The following is a 2,807-nucleotide window of genomic DNA, read 5'->3' as shown; positions in this document are numbered from 1 at the left end:
CCCGCCGCTCGAAGTGTCCGTCACCGGCGGCATCTCCGCGCCGTTGCCGATCGCGATCCCGGTCATGCCCGCCGCCGCCAGCGTCGACACGCCCGCCGGCGGCACCGACGCGCTCGGGCGGCAGCTGGCCGACATCGTCGCCGCCGACCTCAAGGGCTCCGGCCTGTTCACGCCGCTGTCGCCCGGCCAGCTCCACCCCGTCGCCTTCGCCGAGGTCAACGCGCCCCAGTTCGATTACTGGGGCGGCACGGGCGCGCAGGCGCTCGTCCAGGGCTTCGTGCGCGCCAATGGCGACGGCACGCTGACGGTCGGCTGCTACCTGTACGACGTGCTCGCCAAGATCGAGCTGGCGCGGCAGGGCTTCGTCGTCGCGCCCGCCGACTGGCGCCGGGCGGGGCACAAATGCGCCGACTCGATCTACGCGCGCCTGACCGGCGAAGGCCCGTATTTCGACAGCCGCATCGTCTATGTGTCCGAGGCCGGGCCCAAGGCGCACCGGATCAAGCGGCTGGCGATCATGGACCAGGACGGCGCCAACCACCGCTTCCTCACCAACGGCCAGTCGATCGTGCTGACCCCGCGCTTCGCGCCCAACCAGCAGTCGATCGTATATATGAGCTACGCCGGCCGCGTGCCGTCGATCTATGTGTACGACATCGGTTCGGGGCGGCAGCGGCTGGTGGCGAGCAACGCCGCGACCACCTTCGCGCCACGCTTCTCGCCCGATGGCCGCTTCATCCTTTATTCGATGGCGACGGCGGGAAACACCGACCTGTACCGAGTGTCGAGCGAGGGCGGGACGCCGCAACGGCTTACCACCTCGCCCGGCATCGACACCGGCGGCAGCTATTCGCCCGACGGCCGCCGCATCGTGTTCGAGAGCGACCGTTCGGGCGGGCAGCAGCTCTACGTGATGAACGCCGACGGCTCCGACCAGCAGCGCATCAGCTTCGGCGGCGGTCGCTACGCGACGCCCGTGTGGAGCCCGCGCGGCGACCTGATCGCCTTCACGCGGCTGGCCGGCTCGTTCCGCATCGGCATCATGTCGCCGTCGGGCGGGGGCGAGAAGCTGCTCACCGATGACTGGCAGGACGAAGGCCCCAGCTGGTCGCCCAACGGCCGCGTCGTCACCTTCTTCCGCTCCGGGCGTGGCGACACGGGCACGGCGGAGGTCTGGTCGGTCGACCTGACGGGCGTCAACGAGCGCCGCATCCTCACGCCGCGCGGGCTGGGCGGGTCCGACCCCGCCTGGGGACCGCTCCGGCCATGAATTTGCATACTGGGAGAACCGCCATGAAGACTACCCACTTGTTGCTGGCCGCGACCGCCCTGGTCGCGGTCGCCGGCTGCGCCAAGAAGCGCCCCGCGCAGCTGCCGCCGCCGCCGATTGCCGAGCCTGCCGAGGGTGCCCCGGTGGCAACGGGAGCGCCGGCGGACGGCGCGATCCGGCCCGGCTCGAACGAGGACTTCACGCGCTCCGTCCAGTCGAACACGGTCAATTTCGGCGTCGACCAATATGACATCGATCCGGCCGCGCGCGCGATCCTCGACGGGCAGGTCGCGTGGCTGCAGCGCTATCCGCGGGTCCGCATCACGATCGAGGGCCATTGCGACGAGCGCGGCACGCGCGAGTACAACCTCGCGCTGGGCGACCGCCGCGCCAACGCCGCCAAGAACTATCTCGCCACCAGGGGCATCGACACCGGCCGGATGACCACGATCAGCTACGGCAAGGAACGCCCGCTGGCCCTCGGCTCCGACGACGCGAGCTACGCGCAGAACCGCCGCGCGGTGACGGTGGTGCTGAACTGACGCGCGGCGGCGCAGGCCCGGCTACCCCGCCTCAGGACGTAGGGCTGTCCTGTTCAGACTGAACCCTGACCCGTTCGTGTCGAGCGAAGTCGAGACACCGTACTAGGCTCGGTCCCTCGACTTCGCTCGGGACGAACGGATTATCCTGAGCAGGACGAAACCTACCGCGAGTAGAACTCGACGACCAGATTGGGCTCCATCTTCACCGGATACGGCACCTCGTCGAGTTGCGGCACGCGCGTGAAGGTCACCTTGGCGGTGCCGTCGGCCGCCACATAGTCGGGCACCTCGCGCTCGGCCAGGTTGCGCGCCTCCAGCACCAGCGCCATCTCCTGCGCCTTGGTGCCCAGCGTGATCTCGTCGCCGATGAAGCAGCGGCGCGAGGCGATGTTGCACTTGACGCCGTTGACGCGGACATGGCCGTGGCTGACCAGCTGGCGCGCGGCGAAGATCGTCGGCGCGAACTTGGCGCGATAGACGATCATGTCCAGCCGCTGCTCCAGCAGGCCGATCAGGTTCTGGCCGGTGTCGCCCTTCATCCGCGACGCCTCGATATACGACGCCTTGAACTGCTTCTCGGTGACGTCGCCGTAATAGCCCTTGAGCTTCTGCTTGGCGCGCAGCTGGATACCGAAATCGGAGACCTTGCCCTTGCGGCGCTGGCCGTGCTGGCCGGGGCCGTATTCGCGCTTATTGACCGGCGACTTGGGCCGGCCCCAGATGTTCTCGCCGAGACGGCGGTCGAGCTTGTGCTTGGCGCTGGAGCGCTTGGACATCGGATATTCCCTTCGATCGGCGGACAACGTCGGTTCCGGTCACCGCTCCACGCCCGACAAGCGGACGCGGGGCCACCGCTTCACCGGAGTGCGGGGCCAAATCGCGAGGCGCCGGCGGGTATGGCGAAGGCCGCGCGAAGTCAAGCCGCTGGACGGACGGCCGCCGCCCGCTAAGGCGCTGGCCGCATGGACATTCCGCCGCCCGCCGGTCCCGATTGC

General features: G+C 69.3%; 3 protein-coding genes. 2 read left to right on the top strand and 1 reads right to left on the bottom strand.

The genetic code is table 11. From position 1 onward, the window contains the following. Both tolB and pal read left to right on the top strand, forming a co-directional pair. The coding region (tolB, locus tag HUU95_RS13225; protein WP_174280529.1) for a Tol-Pal system beta propeller repeat protein TolB at positions 1 to 1,270 on the top strand (1,270 nt) is incomplete at its 5' end. 23 nt (positions 1,271 to 1,293) lie between these two features. Continuing rightward, complete coding sequence (pal, locus tag HUU95_RS13220; RefSeq protein ID WP_174280528.1) at positions 1,294 to 1,812, top strand: peptidoglycan-associated lipoprotein Pal; 519 nt, start codon at positions 1,294 to 1,296, stop codon at positions 1,810 to 1,812. Positions 1,813 to 1,973: 161 nt separating this feature from the next. Here the strand turns inward: pal and rpsD are convergent, their stop codons facing one another. Further along, positions 1,974 to 2,588, bottom strand: coding sequence for a 30S ribosomal protein S4 (gene rpsD, locus HUU95_RS13215; RefSeq protein ID WP_174280527.1), 615 nt, complete (start codon positions 2,586 to 2,588; stop codon positions 1,974 to 1,976). Between the last annotated feature and the right edge of the window lie 219 nt (positions 2,589 to 2,807).

The organism is Sphingomonas bacterium (assembly GCF_903643065.1).
Lineage (GTDB): Bacteria > Pseudomonadota > Alphaproteobacteria > Sphingomonadales > Sphingomonadaceae > Sphingomonas.
The sequence above is the reverse complement of the archived record's forward strand: the minus strand, read 5'-3'. Positions and strand labels throughout refer to the sequence as shown.

Excerpts from the sequence above, each read along its gene's own strand:
- pal (WP_174280528.1), top strand. The coding sequence starts at position 1,294 with ATGAAGACTACCCACTTGTTGCTGGCCGCGACCGCCCTGGTCGCGGTC.
- rpsD (WP_174280527.1), bottom strand. The coding sequence starts at position 2,588 with ATGTCCAAGCGCTCCAGCGCCAAGCACAAGCTCGACCGCCGTCTCGGC.